The organism is Enterobacter sp. DVT3837 (assembly GCF_056238685.1).
Genome location: NZ_JBWDLA010000001.1, coordinates 2,665,505 through 2,686,446, shown reverse-complemented (window position 1 = coordinate 2,686,446; position 20,942 = coordinate 2,665,505). Strand labels below are relative to the sequence as shown.

The window sequence follows — 20,942 nt, the reverse complement described above, 5'->3', positions numbered from 1 at the left end:
GAACAAATGAAAAAAACAAAACTTGAGCGCTATCACGAAGACTACGTCTCGCAGCGCCGTGTTGAAAGAGTGGTGGCAGTAACGCCGGAAGCAATGGAGATCGAAAGCCGGGCTATTGACCGCGAGCGCCGCGGTCATTACCGCATCGCGGCCCGCCTGTGGCTCCAGTGTCTGGATGCTGCGGTGGGTGAAGTGGAGCGCGCCCGCATCGCGGTGCGCCGCCAGCAGTGCATCACAAAAGGGAATCGCACCCCGCATATTGATTACAGCGGAATCGGATGTCGCGGGGTGGTGTATGACTAATCCGCACGACGGGATCACCGTGGGCAGTGTCACGCTGCCCTATTCCATCATCCGCGGCGGATGGGTAGCACCAAGCGGCGACGTTATCAGAAACCCATTAAAGGCTCAGCGCCTGGCTGAGCTGATGAACAGCAAGAAGGTGGCGGCATGACCGGAAAATACACTCTCATCTACGCAGATCCGCCCTGGGTATACCGTGACAAAGCAGCCGACGGCGAGCGCGGCGCAGGGTTCAAATACCCGGTCATGAACGTACTGGATATCTGCCGACTTCCAGTGTGGGATCTGGCTGCCGAAGATTGCCTGCTGGCGATGTGGTGGGTACCGACACAGCCGGTTGAAGCGCTGAAGGTTATCGAAGCGTGGGGCTTCCGCCTGATGACGATGAAGGGCTTCACATGGCACAAGACGAACAAGCACAAGGGCAACAGCGCGATCGGCATGGGACACATGACCCGGGCAAACAGTGAAGACTGCCTGTTTGCGGTACGCGGGAAACTGCCGCAGCGCATGGATGCTTCTATCTGCCAGCACGTCACGGCGCCACGCCTGGAGAACTCTCGCAAACCGGACTTGATCAGGGAGAAACTGGTGCAACTGCTTGGCGATGTGCCACGCATTGAGCTTTTCGCTCGCCAGTCATCACATGGTTTCGACGTATGGGGCAACCAGTGCGAAGGCCCGGCGGTGCAGTTGAACCCTGGCTACGCGCTGGATATCTCCGGGATGACGCGGGCATTTGCTAATGCTCCGTTGTCACCAACAGATAACCAGGGCCGGGAGCGTGCTGCATGAAGCTGATTGATATTTTGGTGCGGGAATTACCGAAGCATGGCGGCTGGCCTGAAGGTGCGGTTGAGTGCTGCCGTCACAAGTTAGGAAATAGCATAGACTTCTATGACGAAACTGGTAATTGGGATGATGATTGCTACCTAAAGTACGGGAAAGACTTCGCCAAAGATTGCATATACGAGCCGAAGGCTGAGACGGATTTTCTTCAGTTAATATCTCGCTCGGAATACGAAGCCGCACTTGCAGCCAGCAAGCCAGAATGGGATGGCGAGGGATTGCCTCCACCAGGAGTTGAGTTTGAGTATCTGAGAGGTAGCTTCGGCGCAGATAAAGGCCGATGGGTCAAGTGCACAATGAAATATGCAGGAGAAAAATACTGCATCGTTCATCTTGATGGTGAAGGGGAAAGCTGGCTTAAGCATGAAGGAACGCAAATCCGCCCTATCCGCTCAGAAGCAGTTAAGAAGCGCGATGCCGCGATAAGTGCTATAGATGCAGTTTGCTTATTGGTAAGGGATGCCAGCAAGACAGCCGCGGCAATTTACGACGCTATATCTTCAGGTGACATCCCAGGCGTTAAGATTGAATAGCCGTGCCTGGCAACTACTGACCTTCCATCCACCTCTCAAACTTCGACGGGGAGAACGGCACCAGATCGGTGTGCTCCCCGTTAATCCAGGCATCAACCATATCTGCCCACTGCTGCAACATATAGGCGCGCTGCCGGGCATACTCCGCTTTGTTGTACACCGCGCGCACTCCCTTCTGTTCATGCGCCTGTGCCTTCTCTATCCAGTCAGACGGGTAATCCGCTTCGTGCAGCAGTGTGCTGGCCGTTCGACGCAGGTCATGCACCGTGAAGTCTTGAATTTTCTCTCCGTCTTTGTTTATGGCCTCCACGGTCCTGTTTATCAGCGAGTTCAGCGCGGCGTTCGATAATGGCTTGCGGAAGTTGTAGCGCCCGGGCACCAGGTATTCACTGCCACCAGCGCACATCTGCAGGCCGACCAGCAGATCCTGCGCCTGCTTCGGCAGGTAAATCACATGCGCGCGCCCGGCCTTCATCCTGTCAGCGGGGATGGTCCACGTCCATTTATTGAAATCGATCTCTGACCATGTCGCTGAGATAAATTCGTTTTTTCGTACCAGCGTCAGTAGTACCAGTTTGAGAGCCATCTTCATGGTTCCCATAGCGCCAACGTCATCCAGCGCGCGGAAGAATATGCCGATCTCCTCAGGTGAAAGCGTGCGCTCACGCGGCTTAAACATGGCGATGGATGATGGCTTAATGTCGGCAGCCGGATTGAACAGACCGTGCCCGCGGTCGTTGGCGTACCGGTATACGCTGCTGATTATCTCCCTGACCTGAATCGCCGTCGCCCGGCCGCCACGCTCGACGATACGATCGCACAGGTCGCGCACCACTCTGGTGGTTATCTCAGTCATCATCTTGTTGCCGAGCGCCGGTAGGATATCCCGCTCAATCACAGCCTGCTTCATGGCGCGGGTGCTGTCGGCCAGGGTGGCGTGTTTCATATAGGCGTCGGTATATACCGCGAATGTTTCGGCACCGGCGATCTGCCTGATACCGTCACGTTTCGCCGCAGCAGGCGACTGGCCTGCCTTAAGCAGCTTTTTGGCGGCAATGAGTTCCTCGCGCGCTTCGGCCAGGCTGATACCGTCACGACCGTACTGGCCGATCACCAGTGTTTCCCGGCGGCCGTTAATGCGGTAGTCGTAGCGGAACGAGACAGATCCTGACGTGAGAACGGCGACATACAGCCCGTCACGGTCTGTAACCTTGTACAGTTTCTCCTGCGGCTTCAGGTTTTTTAGTTTGGTATCGGTAAGCACAATTCACCCGTCATGCATCCATGTTATTGTCGGTAAGAGAGTATACCTTTCGGGTAATACCGTCACCTGTACCGTCGAAAAATGTGGTGTAGAGTGAATAGATATGAGTAGATATAAACAAAAACCCTCTGCGATAACAGAGGGTTAGAGATGAAACTGAATAGATATGATGTGCTATGAACTAGCTGTACATCATTCCCACTCAATCGTAGCCGGTGGCTTACCGCTGATGTCATATACCACGCGGGAAATACCGTTAACTTCGTTGATGATGCGGTTAGACACGCGGCCTAAGAAGTCATACGGCAGGTGCGCCCAGTGCGCGGTCATAAAGTCGATGGTTTCGACCGCACGCAGGGAAACCACCCAGTCGTATTTACGGCCATCGCCCATCACGCCAACGGAGCGAACCGGCAGGAACACGGTGAACGCCTGGCTTACTTTGTTGTACAGGTCAGCTTTGTGCAGCTCTTCGATGAAGATAGCGTCCGCACGACGCAGCAGGTCGCAGTACTCTTTCTTCACTTCGCCCAGCACGCGCACGCCCAGACCTGGCCCCGGGAACGGGTGACGGTACAGCATGTCGTACGGCAGACCCAGCTCCAGACCGATCTTACGCACTTCGTCTTTGAACAGCTCGCGCAGCGGTTCAACCAGACCCATCTTCATCTCTTTCGGCAGGCCGCCCACGTTGTGGTGAGATTTGATAACGTGTGCTTTACCGGTTGCGGAGGCCGCAGACTCGATCACGTCCGGGTAGATGGTGCCCTGCGCCAGCCACTTCACGTCGTCCAGCTTCAGCGCTTCTTCGTCGAACACTTCCACGAACACGCGGCCGATGATTTTACGTTTCGCTTCAGGATCGTTCTCACCTTTCAGCGCGTCCAGGAAGCGCTGCTCGCCTTCCACGTGAACGATGTTCAGACCGAAGTGGTCACCAAACATGTCCATAACCTGCTGGGCTTCGTTCAGACGCAGCAGACCGTTGTCGACGAAGACACAGGTCAGGTTTTTGCCGATGGCGCGGTGCAGCAGCATCGCGGTCACGGAGGAGTCCACGCCGCCGGAGAGGCCGAGGATCACTTTGTCATCGCCAACCTGCTGGCGGATACGCTCAACGGCGTCGTCGATAATTTTTGCCGGGGTCCACAGGGCTTCACACTGGCAGATGTCACGCACGAAGCGCTCCAGCATGCGCATACCCTGACGGGTGTGGGTCACTTCCGGGTGGAACTGCACGCCGTAGAAGCGTTTTTCTTCGTTTGCCATGATAGCGAACGGGCAGCTCTCGGTGCTGGCAACGGTCACGAAGTCAGACGGGATGGCGGTGACTTTATCGCCGTGGCTCATCCACACGTCCAGCAGCGGTTTGCCGTCTGCGGTCAGGGAGTCTTCGATACCGCGCACCAGCGCGCTGTCGGTGACGACTTCTACCTGCGCGTAGCCAAACTCACGCTCGTTAGAACCTTCGACGTGGCCGCCAAGCTGCATTGCCATGGTCTGCATACCGTAGCAAACGCCGAATACCGGCACGCCAGCTTCGAACACGTACTGCGGTGCGCGCGGGCTGTTCTCTTCGGTAGTACTTTCCGGGCCGCCAGAAAGGATGATGCCGCTTGGATTGAATTCGCGAATCTGTGCTTCCGTGACATCCCACGCCCACAGTTCACAGTAAACGCCCAGTTCACGTACGCGACGCGCCACCAGCTGAGTGTACTGAGAACCAAAGTCCAGGATGAGAATGCGATGTTTATGAATGTTTTCCGTCATTGACGCTAATTCCGAGGCAAGTGAAACAAAAACAGAGCGCCCGGCAGGAGCCGGGCGCGGAAACTTATCAGGAGCCCAGACGGTAGTTCGGGGACTCTTTGGTGATCGTCACGTCGTGAACGTGGCTCTCCTGGATACCCGCACCGCTGATGCGTACGAATTCCGCTTTAGTACGCAGCAGGTCAATGGTACCACAGCCGGTCAGACCCATACAGGAGCGCAGGCCGCCCATCTGCTGGTGAATGATCTCTTTCAGACGGCCTTTATAAGCAACGCGACCTTCGATACCTTCCGGTACCAGTTTGTCAGCGGCGTTATCGGTCTGGAAGTAACGGTCAGAGGAACCTTTGGACATCGCGCCCAGAGAGCCCATACCGCGGTAAGATTTGTAAGAACGGCCCTGGTAGAGTTCGATTTCACCCGGGGATTCTTCGGTACCAGCCAGCATAGAGCCTACCATCACCGCAGCAGCACCTGCGGCGATCGCTTTAGCGATGTCACCAGAGAAGCGGATACCGCCGTCAGCGATAACCGGAATACCGGTGCCTTCCAGCGCTTCAACCGCATCAGACACTGCAGTGATCTGTGGAACGCCCACGCCGGTGACGATACGGGTAGTACAGATGGAGCCAGGACCGATACCCACTTTCACCGCGCTGCAACCAGCGTCAGCCAGTGCGCGAGCACCTGCGCCCGTTGCCACGTTACCGCCGATGATCTGCAGATCAGGGTATTTAGCACGGGTATCACGAATACGTTGCAGAACGCCTTCAGAGTGGCCGTGAGAGGAGTCAATCAGCAGCACGTCAACGCCCGCAGCAACCAGCGCATCAACACGCTCTTCGTTACCGGCACCCGCGCCAACTGCAGCACCTACGCGCAGACGGCCATGCTCGTCTTTACAGGCGTTAGGTTTACGTTCTGCTTTCTGGAAATCTTTAACGGTGATCATGCCTCGCAGGTGGAAGTTCGCATCCACAACCAGCGCTTTCTCAACGCGTTTTTCGTGCATTTTAGCGAACACGACGTCACGGGCTTCGCCCTCACGAACGGTTACCAGACGCTCTTTCGGTGTCATATAAACACTGACAGGCTGGTTCAGGTCGGTCACGAAACGCACGTCACGACCGGTAATGATACCGACCAGTTCGTTGGCTTCAGTCACAACCGGGTAACCGGCAAAGCCGTTACGTTCGGTCAGGGCTTTCACTTCGTGCAGGGTAGTGGTTGGCAGAACGGTCTGTGGGTCAGACACGATACCGGATTCATGTTTCTTCACGCGGCGAACTTCTTCTGCCTGACGCTCGATAGACATGTTTTTGTGAATAAAGCCGATGCCACCTTCCTGTGCCAGGGCGATAGCCAGGCGCGCTTCAGTCACGGTGTCCATTGCCGCAGAGAGCATAGGAATGTTCAGGCGAATGGTTTTCGTCAACTGCGTGCTGAGATCGGCAGTATTCGGCAGAACAGTGGAGTGAGCGGGAACAAGGAGGACGTCGTCAAACGTCAGTGCTTCTTTAGCGATACGTAGCATGGGCAATATCTCTGACCTGGGTGGTTAAATATTGCCGTGGCATTATACAGAGCGTAACCGATTGCATCCACACTTTTTTATAAAAAAACCTTGCACTCCCCTCTCAGCAGGTTACTATCGACTGAATAACTTGCTGATTTAGAATTTGATCCCGCTCACATGTTATCCTCTCAAACCCCTTCAATTTTTACTGTTAGCCGCCTTAATCAAACGGTTCGTTTACTGCTTGAGCAGGAAATGGGGCAAGTGTGGATCAGCGGTGAGATTTCAAACTTCACGCAGCCGTCCTCCGGTCACTGGTACTTTACGCTAAAAGACGATACCGCCCAGGTGCGCTGCGCGATGTTCCGCAACAGCAACCGTCGCGTGACGTTCCGTCCTCAGCACGGCCAGCAGGTTCTGGTGCGTGCCAATATCACGTTGTATGAGCCGCGCGGCGACTATCAGATTATCGTCGAGAGCATGCAGCCTGCGGGCGAAGGTTTGCTACAGCAGAAGTATGAACAGCTAAAAGCAAAACTCTCGGAAGAGGGGCTGTTCGACCAGCAGTTCAAAAAGCCGCTCCCCTCTCCTGCCCACTGCGTTGGGGTTATCACTTCAAAAACCGGTGCGGCCCTGCACGATATTTTGCACGTGCTTAAGCGTCGTGACCCTTCCCTGCCCGTGATCATCTACCCAACCGCCGTACAGGGTGACGATGCACCGGGCCAGATTGTCCGCGCCATTGAACTGGCGAATGCGCGTCAGGAGTGCGACATGCTGATAGTCGGACGTGGCGGCGGCTCGCTGGAAGACCTGTGGAGCTTTAACGACGAACGTGTGGCACGGGCGATTTTCGCAAGCCATATCCCTGTCGTGAGCGCCGTCGGGCACGAAACGGACGTCACCATCGCGGATTTTGTTGCGGATTTACGCGCCCCTACGCCGTCCGCAGCAGCGGAAGTGGTGAGTCGCAACCAGCTGGAACTGCTGCGTCAGCTTCAGAACGGCCAGCAGCGTCTGGAAATGGCGATGGACTACTTCCTCGCAAACCGTACCCGTCGTTTTACCCAGCTTCATCATCGACTGCAGCAACAGCACCCACAACTGCGACTGGCGCGTCAGCAGACCGTCCTGGAGCGCCTGCGTCAGCGTATGAATTTCGCGCTGGATAACCAGCTCAAGCGCGCGGTGTCGCGTCAGCAGCGCGTCACGCAGCGCCTGAACCAGCAGAACCCGCAGCCGAAAATTTATCGCGCGCAAACGCGGATCCAGCAGCTCGAATATCGTCTGGCAGAGAATATCCGTACGCGGCTGAGCTCAACCCGCGAACGCTTTGGCAATGCGGTGACCCATCTTGAAGCGGTTAGCCCTCTCTCCACGCTGGCGCGCGGCTATAGCGTGACGACGGCGACAGACGGTAAAGTGCTGAAGCAAACTAAACAGGTGAATACCGGTGATGTGCTGACGACACGTCTTTCAGACGGTTGGGTAGAAAGCGAAGTGAAATCAATTAAACCGGTGAAAAAAACGCGCCAGCGTAAAACCGGATAATTCTTCGCCGGTTACTTACTATACTGCTGCTATTCCCTTTTTTAATAAGGAGAGCAGCATGTCCCATCGTCATAGCGTTATTCCCCCTTATATTCTTCGTCGTATTATCGAAAGCGGTTCAGAGCCGCAACAGCGCTGCGCCCGCCAGACCTTAACCCATGTCCAGACGCTGATGGCTCACATGCCGGGAAAACCTGCCGCGCCGCACGTGAATAAAGCCGGACAGCTGGAGCGCGATATTTACGACGCGAAGCAGACCCAGGAACTGCCGGGTTCGCAGGTGCGTTACGAAGGCCAGTCTTCAAACGGTGATGTGGCGGTGGATGAAGCATACGATTATTTGGGTATTACCCATGATTTCTTCTGGAAAGAATATCAGCGTGACTCACTCGATAATAAAGGGCTTATTTTGACCGGTACCGTGCATTACGGTCGGGAATATCAGAACGCCTTCTGGAACGGTCAGCAGATGGTATTCGGCGACGGTGACGGGGAAATCTTTAACCGCTTTACCATCGCCATCGACGTGGTGGCACATGAGTTGAGCCACGGTGTGACTGAAACCGAAGCCGGGCTTATCTATTTTGAACAGTCTGGCGCGCTGAACGAGTCGCTGTCAGACGTGTTTGGAACCCTGGTCAAACAGTATCATCTGAAGCAAACCGCCGACAAAGCAGACTGGCTCATTGGTGAAGGGCTGCTTGCAAAAGGAATCAACGGTAAAGGGCTGCGCTCGATGTCTGAACCCGGTACTGCCTACGACGATCCGCTGCTCGGCAACGATCCGCAGCCCGCGCACATGAAAAATTTCATTAAAACGCGCGAGGATAACGGCGGCGTCCACCTGAATTCCGGCATTCCCAACCGGGCATTTTATCTGGCCGCGACGGCGATCGGCGGCTACGCCTGGGAAAAAGCGGGTTATGCCTGGTACGACACAGTTTGCGATCGCAATCTGGCGCAGGATGCGGATTTTGAGGCCTTCGCAAAACTGACGATAGCGCACGGAGAGAAACGCTCCGGTGGCGACGTTGGAGCGGCCATTAAGCAAGCCTGGGAACAGGTGGGAGTGCTGTAAATGCAGGTTCCGGAACTGACGGATGACGCCGTAGTTGAGCTGGCCCGTGAAGGCGGCGTCGCTTTTATTCCTAAGCTGAGCGGCCAGCGTACCATCGCGCTTTCTTCGCTCAATGAGGCTCAGCGCCAGCGCGTGGTGAGCATCCTGGAGCAGGCCTTTCCGCGCGGTCAGCCGCCGGGACAAGCCTCGTCACCCGGCAGCGGTGACCAGCGCTATTTCCGCATCCAGATTATCTGGACCGGGCAAAATCAGGCTCACTACGCCGATATCATCGTGCTGGTACCAGAGCAGGAGGCGCCCGAGTCACTGATCGAGCTGTGGCAGAAAGGCGAAGGCTGCGTGTGCGATTAGCCTTCGGCCTGAATGAACTCCACGCGTTTTTTAGAGATAAGACCGTGGCCGTTCTGGCAGAAATAGTCCACCGCGCCGCAGGCTTTTAATACCTGGAGTGGCTGATGGCATTCCGGGCAACGTGCTTCAAGCACAATGTCTTTATTACAGCTGTCGCAATGTGCCACCCCGTTCAGGGGCTCAAGCGGTGTCTGGCAATCCGGGCAGGTAATCGTCATGGTGACTCCTTTAGCGCATTCATGTCTGTGATAATTTTACCACGTTGCGTTCAGTGCGGGCCACGCAACTGTTGCTGCAAGGTCAGCAGCAGCGTCACTTCCTCGATCCTGCGGCGCGTGGTGCGACTCACCTCTTGCGGAGCCCGTTCATACAGACTCCTGACGCCCAGAATATGATCTGCAAGACAGTGTTCGTAGATTGTGCCGGGAATTTTCCAGCATTGACGGGTCTCGCCATTTATCAGCTCCAGCACATCTTCTGTGCCGTGCCGGTCGTAGCTGATGGTGCCCCCGTCCCTCAAGCAGAGCCGTAAACCTTTTTGCCCGCCAGCGGGTCCCGCGTATTTGTTAAGCCAGATATCCACCGGCACGCCGCTGATGCAGCCCTGAAGATGCGCCTCGCCTTCCGCCGTGGTCAGGTCGCCTTTTGCGATTTCGCGACCCAGGCGGTCTTTAGCCGTGACGACCTGCAACGTCATATCGTCATGGCCTCCCAGATAACGCACCGTTTCGCGCAGCATCGCCAGCACGTGCGTACCGATATCCAGAATCACGCCATCAGGATGGCAAAGCGTACGGGTATCCGGCTCGCCCGTGGCAAAGTTAAGCGCGATGGGTTCTCCAGCTGCGTTATAGCCACTCGGCTCCTGCAAAAAACCGTCGATTTTGACGATATCAGAGACATTACCCACCAGCGACCGCTTCACCGTTTCAAGGCGCGCCATCCAGTGGTCGAGCGCCAGCACGCGAGATGCCACACCGGGTTTTGCCAGCAGCGTATTGAGCTTTTCTATTTGGGGAAGCGTGGCGACTACCGGTTTTTCAACCACAATGCGTGGAACGGGCGAGGCAATCGCCTGCTCCAGCACCTCAAGATGATGCAGCGATGCAGTGGTGATAAACAGGGTATCCAGCGGTATAGCAAGAAGCTCCGCAAGGGAAGTGCAGCGCGTAACGCCTTCAGGGTGCTTTGCGGGAAGAACATCAAACCCGAAACAACGAACCGAGTGACCAAAAAGGTGTCGCAATGCGGGCATATACGCGGTTTCCACTACCGCGCCAAGACCAACAAATCCTAACTGCATAATTTCACCTCAGGGAATACAGTGCCGGGGCGTAACGTCTGCCCCGGCACACTGAGGTTTATCAGGCGTTAGCAGCCGGTTTAGTCTGCGCATTTTCCAGCATACGACGCACTGGAACAATGAGGACGATCAGTACCGCGGCACAAATCAGCAGCGCGACGGAACAGCGAGCAAAGAGATCCGGCAGCATATCCAGCTGGTCGGCCTTCACGTGACCGCCAATCAGGCCCGCAGCCAGGTTCCCCAGCGCACTGGCGCAGAACCACAAGCCCATCATCTGACCGCGCATTCTCTCTGGCGCCAGCAATGTCATGGTCGCCAGGCCAATCGGGCTCAGGCACAGTTCGCCGAGCGTCAGCATCAGGATACTGCCCACCAGCCAGAACGGCGACACGCCCGCGCCACCATTACTCAGCACGTTTTCTGCCGCCAGCATCATCAGGCCAAAACCTGCCGCAGCACACAGAATACCGATAACAAACTTGGTGATACTGCTCGGACGAATGTTCATGCTCGCAAGCTTCGGCCATGCCCAGCTAAATACCGGTGCCAGCAGGATGATGAACAGGGCATTAATTGACTGGAACCACACCGCCGGGATTTCGAAATCACCGATCATGCGGTTAGTGTAGTCGTTGGCGAACAGGTTGAACGAGGTTGGCTTCTGCTCAAACGCAGACCAGAAGAAGGCCGCAGAGATCAGCAGAATAAAACAGACCAGCAGTCTGGCGCGCTCTTTACGGTTCAGGCCTGCAAAAACAAACAGATAAATAAAGTAGAGGGCCACGGACGCCGCAATCACGTAAACCAGTACGCTGGCTACCGCGACCGGGTTAATCACAATCACGCCTTGTGCGATCAGCGTGACGATCGTCGCCACACCTGCGGCCAGCGCCAGGAGCCACACGCCCACGCCGTTACGCTTCACAACCGGGCTGTTCCAGGTGGAGTCCAGACCGACTTCGCTGTCATAGCGTTTCATCGCCGGAACGGCAAACACGCGGAAGATAATCAGCGCGACCAGCATCCCGATACCGCCAATACCAAAGCCCCAGTGCCAGCCGTGGGTTTTGATCAGCCAGCCGGAAATCAGTGGCGCGATGAACGAGCCCATGTTGATGCCCATGTAGAACAGCGAGAATCCGCCGTCACGACGCGCGTCACCTTTTTTGTACAGAGTACCGACCATCACCGAGATACAGGTTTTGAACAGACCAGAGCCGAGCACGATGAACATCAGGCCGATAAAGAACAGGTTATCGCCCATGATGGCCGACAGCGCGATCGACAGGTGACCGAGCGCAATCAGAATCGAACCGTACCAGACGGCTCTCTGCTGGCCGAGCCAGTTATCGGCCAGCCAGCCACCCGGCAGTGCGGCCAGATACATGGTCCCGGCAAAGATACCGACAATCGCCGAGGCGTTTTCGCGCGCCAGCCCCATCCCGCCGTCATATACGGTGGCGGCCATAAACAGGATCAGTAACGGGCGAATGCCGTAAAACGAGAAACGCTCCCACATCTCGGTGAAGAACAGAGAACCGAGCGGATACGGATGGCCGAAGAACGTTCGGCTTTCTTTTTGATTAACAGAGGATTGCATAATTCTCCCGAAAGGTATGTCGTCGTGCTTGTAAACACCAGCAAGTACGCCGGTCAGTTACGTATCTGACCGATTTTTTACATGTGGCGAAAAGTTAGTTAACCATTTGATAACCAGGCGCTAGTTTTGTCTAGTACCGGACCCCGGACTTTAAGATGAAAATTCGACTATTGTCTACTTTCTTAGATTTAAACTTGGTTAAAAGTGAATAGTGATTGACTTCACACAGAGAAAACCGACGGTATGATTGAGCGAAAAAAAAGCCCGCGATAAACGCGGGCTTTGGTGAGATCGGCAATGATTATTTGCTTTTCTTAATGTGTTTAATCAAACGCTTACGCTTACGCATCTGGTTTGGCGTCAGGGTGTTGCGCTTGTTGGCGAACGGGTTTTCCCCTTCCTTAAACTGGATACGGATAGGCGTACCCATCACGTCAAGCGATTTACGGAAGTAGTTCATCAGATAGCGCTTGTAGGAGTCCGGCAGGTCTTTCACCTGGTTGCCGTGAATCACCACGATTGGCGGGTTATAACCACCGGCGTGGGCATATTTCAGCTTCACGCGACGACCGCGCACCAGCGGCGGCTGATGGTCTTCTGCAGCCATGTTCATGATGCGGGTCAGCATGGCGGTACTCTGACGACGGGTGGAGCTGTCATACGCTTCACGCACCGATTCGAACAGGTTGCCCACGCCGCTGCCGTGCAGCGCGGAGATGAAGTGCACGCGAGCAAAGTCGATGAAGCCCAGACGGAAGTCGAGAGTCTCTTTCACCTGCTCTCTCACTTCATTGCTCAGGCCATCCCATTTGTTGACCACGATAACCAGTGAGCGCCCACTATTGAGGATAAAGCCGAGCAGAGAGAGATCCTGATCGGAGATACCTTCGCGAGCATCAATAACCAGCAGCACCACGTTGGCATCTTCAATCGCCTGCAGGGTTTTGATAACGGAGAATTTTTCCACCACATCGGTGATTTTTCCACGCTTACGTACGCCTGCGGTGTCGATGAGGACATACTCACGCTCATCGCGCTGCATAGGGATGTAGATACTGTCACGGGTGGTGCCCGGCATGTCGTAAACGACCACGCGTTCTTCACCCAGGATACGGTTAGTAAGCGTAGACTTACCTACGTTTGGACGACCCACGATAGCCAGCTTGATCGGCAGATCCTGCGGGTTGAAGTCGTCTTCAGGCTCTTCTTCTTCGCCCTCTTCTCCGTCTTCAAACTGCGCCCAGTATTCGGCGTCTTCGTCCACCTCTTCTGGCGGGTTAACTTCGTCGACCCACGGCAGCAGAACGGTTTCCAGCAGGCTGGTTACGCCACGGCCATGCGATGCCGCGATAGGGTAGATTTCACCCAGGCCCAGAGACCAGAAATCCGCGATTGCCTGATCGGCATCGATGCCGTCAGTTTTGTTCGCCACCAGGAAGGTCGGCTTTTCGCGTGAACGCAGGTGTTTGGCGATCGCGGAGTCCGCTGGCATCAGGCCAGCACGGGCATCCACCATGAACAGCACCACATCGGCCTCTTCAATTGCCAGCAGCGACTGCTCTGCCATGCGGGTTTCAACACCATCTTCAGTGCCGTCAATACCACCGGTATCAATACAGATGAACTCACGTCCTTCTACTTCTGCACGACCGTACTTACGGTCACGCGTCAGCCCCGGGAAATCCGCAACCAGCGCATCACGGGTGCGTGTTAAACGGTTAAAAAGAGTGGATTTTCCAACGTTAGGGCGCCCGACAAGCGCGACCACAGGTACCATGTTTGAAGCCTCATAAAATTCAAAATAACGTCGCTTTCGCGGCGTTTTTAAAAATGTCAAAACGGCTCCTGAATGAACAGGAGCCGTTTAGTATACTACAACCGCCGGGTAATTAACGCGTGATCGCGTACAGCGTGCCGTCTTTTGCCTGAATCAGCAGTTTACCATCGGCCACAACCGGATCGGTCAGGAAACCAGAGCTGTCGACTTTTTGCTGTGCAACAAAGCGACCATTTTCTGGATCAATCCAGTGCATATACCCTTCGCTGTCACCAACCACCAGGCTACCGTTGTACAGCGCTGGCGCGGTCAGCAGACGGTGCAGCAGATCGCTTTGCGTCCACAGCGTCACGCCACCTTCGGTGCTCAGCGCTAGCAGACGGTCGTTCTGGTCAACCATATAGATGCGGTTACCCTCAACGATGAAATCATTCACCGAGCCCAGCTCACGTTTCCACATGATCTGGCCGCTGCGCAGATCCAGCGCAGTCAGGTTACCGTTATAGGCCAGCGCGTAAACCACACCGTTAACGATAACCGGCGTTGTGTCGACGTCGCTCAGACGGTCAATTTCCGTTGAGCCCGTAGCCTGAGAGATACGCTGCTGCCAGATCATCTGGCCTTGCTGCATCAGCACTGCGCTCACGCGACCGTTGTCACCGCCGACAATGGCAGCACCAAACGCGGTAGCCGGTGCGGATTCGCCGCGCAGAGAAAGCGCTGGCATATCCAGGTTAACGGTCCATTTCACCAGTCCGTCCGCTTCGTTCAGCGCCTGCAGCTGACCGTTGCTGGTATGAATCAGCACCAGGCCGTCACTCACCACCGGACGAGACAGGGATTCACCCGCCACGGTCGTTTGCCAGGCAATGGAGCCGTCGCTGCTGTTCAGGGCATAAACCTGTGCTTTTTCGCTGCCCACGTAGACATGACCACCGGCAACCGTCAGGCCACCAGACAGCAGTGCAGGTTTACGGGAGAACCAGCCGTCTTTTTCCGCCAGGTTAATCGACCACACTTCTTTTCCGTCATCAGCGTTCACCGCTTTCACGGTACCTTTGCGGTCAGCCGCATAGATGACGCTGTCGGCAAAGGCCGGATGAAGGTTGGAATAGAAATCACCAATCCCATCACCCACGGAGGTGCTCCACGCAGTGGATGGGGTAAACTGGTTTTCAACCGTCGGCAGTGGGGACATTTTCACAACGTCTTCTTCGCCACTGAACAGTGAACAACCACTCAATAACGTAACAGAAAGCAGTCCTGGCAGAAGTAATTTACGCAATTGCATCGGGTCCCTCTCAGACGGACAAATTATTTATTTTCATCTGCATCATTTCGCTCAGCGCAGGTGATGCCTGACTATCCACGCCAGCTTGCCACGCTTTACGCGCGCCCGCTTTGTCACCTTTGCTCAGCAGTGCTTCACCGCGCAGATCGGCAACGATGGCAGCAAAGCCCTCACCTTTGATGGTATCGAGCGTTTTCAGCGCGTCGTCAGCTTTTTTCTGCTGAACCTGGATACGTGCCAGACGAAGGTTGATAACCGCTTTCAGGTTTTCATCGCTGGCGGCCGCAAGGCCCTGAGACAGCTGAGCAGCCGCTTTATCCAGTTCGTTCTTATCAACGTACTGCTGTGCTACTTCCAGTGCAGCCAGTGCACCGTAGGTGTTTTTGTTATCAGCCGCAAACTTTTCGGCTGCCGTCAGCGTTTGTGGCTGATCGGCTCGAATTGCGCTCACGGTATTTTCATAGGACAGGGACGCGCCACGCGCGGAATCCGCCTGATGATTGTTCCAGTAACGCCAGCCTATCAGCGCACCGACACCTAAAATTACCCCAACAACCAGCGCTTTGCCGTTTTCAGCAAAGAAGCGTTTAATCGCGTCGACCTGATCGTGTTCGTTCTCGTAAATTTCCACGCAGTCCTTCTCCTTAGCCTAATAGAGTGCGCAAGTGCGCCGCAACGCCGTCCTGCGTTACCGTTGTCTGCTCACCAGAGCGCAGGTCTTTCACTACTACTTCGCCGTTAGCCACTTCGGACTCGCCCAGCACCAGTGCAATACTTGCGCCCCACTTATCGGCACGAGCAAACTGTTTTTTAAAGTTGCCGCCGCCGTGGTTGGTCATCAGCTTAACCTCCGGCAGTGCATCGCGCACGCGTTCAGCAAGCTGCATCGCCGCAGACTGCGTATCCGCACCTGAGGCCACCAGGTATATATCGACAACGGAATCTGCTTTAAATTCCGGATTAACTGCCTGAACCAGCAAAACAAGTCGTTCAAGACCCATCGCGAAGCCAACCGCAGTGGCTGCACGGCCACCTAACTGCTCTACCAGACCGTCATAACGACCGCCCGCACACACGGTGCCCTGCGAACCGAGGCTTGAGGTAACCCACTCGAATACAGTGCGGTTGTAGTAGTCCAGACCGCGCACCAGGCGCTGGTTAACGGTGTAAGCGATACCTGCCGCTTCAAGCAGCTTGCACAGGCCCGCGAAGTGTTCGCGAGACTCTTCATCCAGGTAGTCACCCAGCGCAGGCGCATCGTTCAGCAGCGCCTGAACATCTGCGTTTTTGGAATCCAGAACGCGCAGCGGATTGCTGTACATACGACGTTTGCAGTCTTCGTCCAGCTTATCTTTATGCTGTTCCAGGAACGCCACCAGCGCGTCACGGTAGTTTGCGCGTGCTTCCAGAGAGCCGATTGAGTTCAGCTCCAGCGAAACGTGCTCAGAAATCCCCAGCGCGCGCCACCAGCGAGCGGTCAGCATAATCAGCTCAGCGTCAATATCCGGCCCCTGCAGGCCAAAGACTTCCACACCCAGCTGGTTGAACTGGCGATAACGCCCTTTCTGAGGACGTTCGTGGCGGAACATCGGGCCGATATACCACAGGCGTTGCTCCTGATTGTACAGAAGACCATGTTCGATGCCGGCGCGTACGCAGCCCGCCGTCCCTTCCGGACGCAAGGTCAGGCTGTCGCCGTTACGGTCCTCAAAGGTGTACATCTCTTTTTCAACCACGTCGGTGACTTCGCCGATCGCGCGTTTGAATAACGGGGTCTGCTCTACAATCGGCAAACGGATTTCGCTGTAACCGTAGCTGCCGAGCACCTGCTTCAGTGTGCCTTCAATGCGCTGCCAGATGGCGGTTTCGCCAGGCAGATAATCGTTCATGCCGCGGATGGCTTGAATGTTTTTTGCCACGTTTATTCTCTTTCTATATACAAAAAAAACCCAAAGAATGGGTTCAATCATACATGGGAAGCTCGCGGCTTCCCATCACGTTATTTTTCAACCTGCTGAACGCTGATACGCTGTGTCTCGTCCATCATGGCCGCTTTGGCACGGATGCGGGCTTCAAGCTGGTCGATCATGTCGCTATTATCCAGACGATCTTTACGAACGCCATCTTCATAGAGACCACTTTTCTTGTTACCGCCGGTCACGCCCAGGGTTGACACCAGCGCTTCACCCGGACCGTTCACCACACAGCCGATGATGGAGACGTCCATCGGTGTGATGATGTCTTCCAGACGCTGCTCCAGAGCATTCACCGTTCCGATCACATCAAACTCCTGACGTGAACAGGTTGGGCAGGCAATGAAGTTGATCCCACGTGCGCGAATACGCAGCGACTTCAGGATATCGAAACCGACCTTGATCTCTTCGACCGGATCGGCCGCCAGAGAGACGCGCAAGGTGTCACCGATCCCTTCGGAGAGCAGCAGCCCCAGACCGATCGCGGATTTTACCGAACCGCTGCGCAGACCGCCTGCTTCGGTGATCCCGAGGTGCAGAGGCTGGTCGATCTGTTTTGCCAGCAGGCGGTAAGACTCCACCGCAAGGAATACATCGGACGCTTTTACACTGACTTTGAACTGATCGAAGTTAAGACGATCGAGATGATCGACGTGACGCATCGCGGATTCGAGCAACGCCTGTGGCGTAGGCTCACCGTACTTTTCCTGCAGATCTTTTTCCAGGGAACCGGCATTGACGCCGATACGGATAGGAATATTTTTATCGCGGGCGCAGTCCACTACCATTCGGATACGCTCTTCGTTACCGATATTGCCCGGGTTAATACGCAGGCAATCGACGCCGTATTCGGCCACTTTCAGGGCAATGCGGTAGTCGAAGTGGATATCAGCCACCAGCGGAACGCTGACCTGCTGTTTGATCAGTTTGAACGCCTCAGCGGCATCCATGGTCGGGACGGAGACGCGAACAATGTCCGCGCCTACACGTTCTAATGCTTTGATTTGATTGACCGTCGCTTCCACATCGGTGGTGCGCGTGTTGGTCATCGACTGAACGGCGATAGGTGCCCCATCGCCGATTGGCACATTCCCAACGTAAATCCGTTTCGATTTTCTACGTTGAATCGGAGCCTGGTTATGCATGAAAAATCTCCCGCGTTGCCCGTCTGTTACTGTGCTGCTGATTGTTCGGCATTAACGGTAAGACGTGCAACCTGGTTAGTTCTGATAAAGCGGCTCAGGTCGACAGGTTTTCCTTGATACTGGATCTGTACCGCTGCCGGAGCGCCGATTTTAAGTTTATAAGGAGCCTGGCCGGTTAGGTTTAACGTGCCATCTTTACGCTGCAGGCCGCTGAACAGTTTTTTACCTGTTGCGTCAGTCACTTCCAGCCAGCAGTCGGCGTTAAAGTTCATCACCAGCGCATTCGGATCAGCGGCTGCCGTGGCAGTGCCTGCCGGGTTGGTTGGCAGAGAGGCTGCGGTATTGTCCGTAGGCTGACTGGCCGCTGGCGCGTTCGCCGCCGTATCAACATTAGCCTGAGAAGGGGAAACCACCGCGTTTTGATCCTGAGTCAGAGGCGCAGCGGTGTTCGCCGTTGCTACCGGGGTCTGCGCTGTACCGGTCGCCGACGCGTCTGGCGCTGCGGTCTGTGGCTCGCTGGAGGAAGCTGCGCCGTCGGTATTCAGCGGCACGCTCTGGCCGTTCTCACTTCCGGCCTGGTTCAGTTCGGCGGAGGATTGATCGGCCATGGTGGTGATCTCTTCCTGCTGCGCCTTGTGGTTTTGCCACCACCATGCGCCGGTCAGACCGATCACCACAAACAAGACCAGCCAGGTAAAGCTCATCAGCCAGCCATCACGTTTTTTACGACGTTTCCCCAGGGAGAAAGTCTGCATCGGCGCAACTTTCGCTGCACGTACCGGTGCCTGCTTCTCCATCATCGGCAGTAATTCGTTTTCGGGGATGTGCACCAGTTTTGCGTAAGAGCGGATATAACCGCGCAAGAACGTTGAAGCCAGATCGGCAGGTGCCTTATCTTCTTCAATATCGCGAACCGTGGAAACCTTCAGGCACAAGCGTTCTGCAACGGCTTGCTGGCTGAGTCCGAGTTGTTCACGGGCGTTGCGAAGACGAACGCCAGTGGAGAGTGCTTCATGTTGGTCGTGAGTGGCTTCAGTATTCATTCGCTACAACTACTGGTACGTGAAAAATAAGGGTTCAGGCGCCGGTGAGTCACAATGCCACCCGCACCGCGAAACTTCTGGTCAGTTAACCGTGAACAGACAGTATAAGACTGTCTGCCCGGAGATGACAGTACAGCCCTGCCCGTACGGCTAAACTGTTGTTACGTCGTTACATACTGCCCGAAAGTCGAATGAAACGCACCGTAATTATTACTCAGTCATCACGAATCTGACTGATTATTCAGTAAGATTATGCTTCACGGCGCAGATAATGCGCCGTGAGTGCATAATAATCAAACAGCTTTGACCGCAATTGTCTCACCCTGCATGCGTTTACGCAGGGTGCGTTTGGTACGGTCAATGACATCACCTGCCAGCTGTCCGCATGCGGCATCAATGTCATCACCACGGGTTTTACGCACGATGGTGGTGAAACCATACTCCATCAGCACTTTGGAGAAGCGATCGATACGGCTGTTCGAGCTACGTCCATAAGGTGCGCCCGGGAACGGGTTCCATGGAATCAGGTTGATTTTGCATGGCGTATCTTTCAGCAGTTCAGCCAGCTGATGTGCATGTTCGGTACCGTCGTTAACATGGTCAAGCATCACGTACTCGATAGTGACACGGCCCTGGTTCGCGTTAGATTTCTCCAGGTAACGACGCACGGCAGCGAGGAAGGTTTCGATATTGTACTTTTTGTTGATCGGCACAATTTCGTCACGGATTTCATCGTTTGGTGCGTGCAGGGAGATTGCCAGCGCAACGTCAATCATATCGCCGAGCTTGTCCAGAGCAGGCACAACACCGGAGGTCGACAACGTCACGCGACGTTTAGACAGACCGAAACCGAAGTCATCCAGCATGATTTCCATCGCCGGAACGACGTTGGTCAAGTTCAGCAGTGGCTCACCCATGCCCATCATCACCACGTTGGTAATGGGACGCGTACCTGTCACTTTTGCTGCGCCCACAATTTTTGCGGCACGCCAGACCTGGCCGATAATTTCAGAGACACGCAGGTTACGGTTAAAACCTTGCTGCGCGGTAGAGCAGAATTTGCACTCCAGCGCACAGCCTACCTGAGAGGAGACACACAGCGTGGCGCGGTCTTCTTCCGGGATGTAGACGGTTTCAACGCGTTGATCGCCTACGGCAATCGCCCATTTGATGGTGCCGTCAGAAGAACGCTGCTCTTCCACCACTTCTGGCGCACGGATCTCTGCAACTTCTTTGAGCTTATTACGCAGGACCTTGTTGATGTCAGTCATGTCATCAAAATTGTCGCTGCAGTAATGGTACATCCATTTCATCACCTGATCGGCACGAAACGGCTTCTCACCCATCTCTTTAAAGAACTCGCGCATCTGCTGACGGTTCAGATCCAGCAGGTTGATTTTTCCATTTTTATTTGGAACCGCAGGCGTGGCGACTTCGGAGGTATTCACTAATTCAGACATAATATTTTCCGGCCTCGTTGTTACACGTTATGGCCCATGGAGGGTTGAATAGAAACGCCCCGGAAAGCAGTCTGCTCGTCCGGGGCGTTGCATTGTACAAACTCTGACGCAGGGATGCCACGTCTGGACGCG

At 55.2% G+C, this 20,942-nt stretch carries 20 protein-coding genes; 7 read left to right on the top strand and 13 right to left on the bottom strand.

Annotated features, from left to right (window positions below):
- Positions 1–6: 6 nt before the first annotated feature.
- Genes AC0XWG_RS13255 through AC0XWG_RS13240 form a run of 4 tightly spaced genes read left to right on the top strand, consistent with a single transcriptional unit; the run spans position 7 to position 1,685 of the window.
- Positions 7–303, top strand: a complete 297-nt coding sequence (locus AC0XWG_RS13255; protein WP_475680661.1) for a PerC family transcriptional regulator — start codon at positions 7–9, stop codon at positions 301–303.
- Positions 296–454, top strand: coding sequence for a DUF1317 family protein (locus AC0XWG_RS13250; RefSeq protein ID WP_475680660.1), 159 nt, complete (start codon positions 296–298; stop codon positions 452–454). The genes AC0XWG_RS13255 and AC0XWG_RS13250 overlap by 8 nt, the downstream gene beginning before the upstream one ends.
- Positions 451–1,098 (top strand): MT-A70 family methyltransferase, encoded by a 648-nt coding sequence (locus tag AC0XWG_RS13245; RefSeq protein WP_475680659.1) that lies wholly within the window; start codon positions 451–453, stop codon positions 1,096–1,098. The genes AC0XWG_RS13250 and AC0XWG_RS13245 overlap by 4 nt, the downstream gene beginning before the upstream one ends.
- On the top strand, positions 1,095–1,685 hold the full coding sequence (locus tag AC0XWG_RS13240; RefSeq protein WP_475680658.1) for a hypothetical protein: 591 nt from the start codon (positions 1,095–1,097) through the stop codon (positions 1,683–1,685). Before AC0XWG_RS13245 ends, AC0XWG_RS13240 begins: the two co-directional genes overlap by 4 nt.
- Positions 1,686–1,698: 13 nt before the next feature.
- Here AC0XWG_RS13240 and AC0XWG_RS13235 read toward each other — a convergent pair whose 3' ends face one another.
- From AC0XWG_RS13235 to guaB, 3 genes are all read right to left on the bottom strand, one after another.
- Positions 1,699–2,949 carry a tyrosine-type recombinase/integrase gene (locus tag AC0XWG_RS13235; RefSeq protein ID WP_475680657.1) on the bottom strand — a complete coding sequence of 417 codons (1,251 nt, stop codon included), beginning with the start codon at positions 2,947–2,949 and terminating at the stop codon, positions 1,699–1,701.
- Between the two features lie 192 nt (positions 2,950–3,141).
- Positions 3,142–4,719 (bottom strand): glutamine-hydrolyzing GMP synthase, encoded by a 1,578-nt coding sequence (gene guaA / locus AC0XWG_RS13230; protein WP_024908661.1) that lies wholly within the window; start codon positions 4,717–4,719, stop codon positions 3,142–3,144.
- Positions 4,720–4,786: 67 nt separating this feature from the next.
- Positions 4,787–6,253, bottom strand: a complete 1,467-nt coding sequence (gene guaB, locus AC0XWG_RS13225; protein WP_028016101.1) for an IMP dehydrogenase — start codon at positions 6,251–6,253, stop codon at positions 4,787–4,789.
- A 159-nt stretch (positions 6,254–6,412) separates the two neighbouring features.
- Between guaB and xseA the strand changes: the two genes are divergently transcribed.
- From xseA to AC0XWG_RS13210, 3 genes are read left to right on the top strand one after another with little or no spacing between them, the layout of a single operon-like run.
- A complete protein-coding gene (xseA, locus tag AC0XWG_RS13220; protein WP_475680656.1) occupies positions 6,413–7,786 on the top strand; it encodes an exodeoxyribonuclease VII large subunit in 1,374 nt (457 codons plus the stop codon).
- 58 nt (positions 7,787–7,844) lie between these two features.
- On the top strand, positions 7,845–8,864 hold the full coding sequence (locus tag AC0XWG_RS13215) for a M4 family metallopeptidase (RefSeq protein WP_475680655.1): 1,020 nt from the start codon (positions 7,845–7,847) through the stop codon (positions 8,862–8,864).
- A complete protein-coding gene (locus tag AC0XWG_RS13210; protein WP_028016098.1) occupies positions 8,865–9,215 on the top strand; it encodes a protealysin inhibitor emfourin in 351 nt (116 codons plus the stop codon).
- On the opposite strand, the gene AC0XWG_RS13205 is transcribed toward AC0XWG_RS13210, so the two are convergent.
- The 10 genes from AC0XWG_RS13205 to rlmN form a co-directional block, all read right to left on the bottom strand.
- Positions 9,212–9,433: a zinc ribbon domain-containing protein gene (locus tag AC0XWG_RS13205; protein ID WP_475680654.1), complete on the bottom strand. Its 222-nt coding sequence runs from the start codon at positions 9,431–9,433 to the stop codon at positions 9,212–9,214. The two genes, AC0XWG_RS13210 and AC0XWG_RS13205, sit on opposite strands and share 4 nt — an antisense overlap.
- Before the next feature lie 50 nt (positions 9,434–9,483).
- Positions 9,484–10,518 (bottom strand): Gfo/Idh/MocA family oxidoreductase, encoded by a 1,035-nt coding sequence (locus AC0XWG_RS13200; protein WP_475680653.1) that lies wholly within the window; start codon positions 10,516–10,518, stop codon positions 9,484–9,486.
- A gap of 61 nt (positions 10,519–10,579) precedes the next feature.
- Positions 10,580–12,121 (bottom strand): peptide MFS transporter, encoded by a 1,542-nt coding sequence (locus AC0XWG_RS13195; protein ID WP_028016095.1) that lies wholly within the window; start codon positions 12,119–12,121, stop codon positions 10,580–10,582.
- Between the two features lie 301 nt (positions 12,122–12,422).
- Positions 12,423–13,898 carry a ribosome biogenesis GTPase Der gene (gene der, locus AC0XWG_RS13190; protein ID WP_024908655.1) on the bottom strand — a complete coding sequence of 492 codons (1,476 nt, stop codon included), beginning with the start codon at positions 13,896–13,898 and terminating at the stop codon, positions 12,423–12,425.
- A 112-nt stretch (positions 13,899–14,010) separates the two neighbouring features.
- Positions 14,011–15,189, bottom strand: a complete 1,179-nt coding sequence (gene bamB, locus AC0XWG_RS13185; RefSeq protein ID WP_028016094.1) for an outer membrane protein assembly factor BamB — start codon at positions 15,187–15,189, stop codon at positions 14,011–14,013.
- 10 nt (positions 15,190–15,199) lie between these two features.
- Positions 15,200–15,820 (bottom strand): YfgM family protein, encoded by a 621-nt coding sequence (locus AC0XWG_RS13180; protein ID WP_028016093.1) that lies wholly within the window; start codon positions 15,818–15,820, stop codon positions 15,200–15,202.
- A 13-nt stretch (positions 15,821–15,833) separates the two neighbouring features.
- Positions 15,834–17,108, bottom strand: coding sequence for a histidine--tRNA ligase (gene hisS, locus AC0XWG_RS13175; RefSeq protein ID WP_475680652.1), 1,275 nt, complete (start codon positions 17,106–17,108; stop codon positions 15,834–15,836).
- Positions 17,109–17,188: 80 nt separating this feature from the next.
- Positions 17,189–18,307: a flavodoxin-dependent (E)-4-hydroxy-3-methylbut-2-enyl-diphosphate synthase gene (ispG, locus tag AC0XWG_RS13170; RefSeq protein WP_023308814.1), complete on the bottom strand. Its 1,119-nt coding sequence runs from the start codon at positions 18,305–18,307 to the stop codon at positions 17,189–17,191.
- Positions 18,308–18,333: 26 nt separating this feature from the next.
- A complete protein-coding gene (gene rodZ / locus AC0XWG_RS13165; protein WP_128348044.1) occupies positions 18,334–19,350 on the bottom strand; it encodes a cytoskeleton protein RodZ in 1,017 nt (338 codons plus the stop codon).
- 293 nt (positions 19,351–19,643) lie between these two features.
- A complete protein-coding gene (gene rlmN, locus AC0XWG_RS13160) occupies positions 19,644–20,810 on the bottom strand; it encodes a dual-specificity RNA methyltransferase RlmN (protein ID WP_014832896.1) in 1,167 nt (388 codons plus the stop codon).
- Between the last annotated feature and the right edge of the window lie 132 nt (positions 20,811–20,942).